This window comes from Brevibacterium sp. SIMBA_078 (genome assembly GCF_046534565.1).
Lineage (GTDB): Bacteria > Actinomycetota > Actinomycetes > Actinomycetales > Brevibacteriaceae > Brevibacterium.
This window is the reverse complement of record NZ_JAWRYQ010000114.1, coordinates 1-309: the sequence shown is the minus strand read 5'-3', so window position 1 is coordinate 309 and position 309 is coordinate 1. Positions and strand designations below refer to the sequence as shown.

The window sequence follows — 309 nt, the reverse complement described above, 5'->3', positions numbered from 1 at the left end:
CAAACGGCCGTGCACGTTTTAACATCGTAACGGGTGGAGCGGTACCAGATCTAAAAAGTATGGGCGATCCACTATTTAATAGCCACTCAAAGCGCTATGACCGTACAACTGAATTTTTAAAGATTTTACGAGATCTATGGAAAAACTCAACAGGTCCAGGAGGCTCAGAGTTTTTAAAAAATGGCGATAAAGATACTGGTGAGGGCGAAAAGAAAGTGACATTCAAAGGAGAGTACTATGACCTAGAAGATGCCATTAGCCATCCAGAAGTCGTACAAAAGCCATTACCACCTCTTTATTTTGGTGGAA

1 protein-coding gene is annotated in these 309 nt (G+C 41.7%); it reads left to right on the top strand.

Annotated features, from left to right (window positions below; translation table 11 throughout):
- Nucleotides 1-309 (top strand): LLM class flavin-dependent oxidoreductase (locus SB749_RS19090; protein WP_410711688.1); only part of this gene is annotated, 309 nt, incomplete at both ends.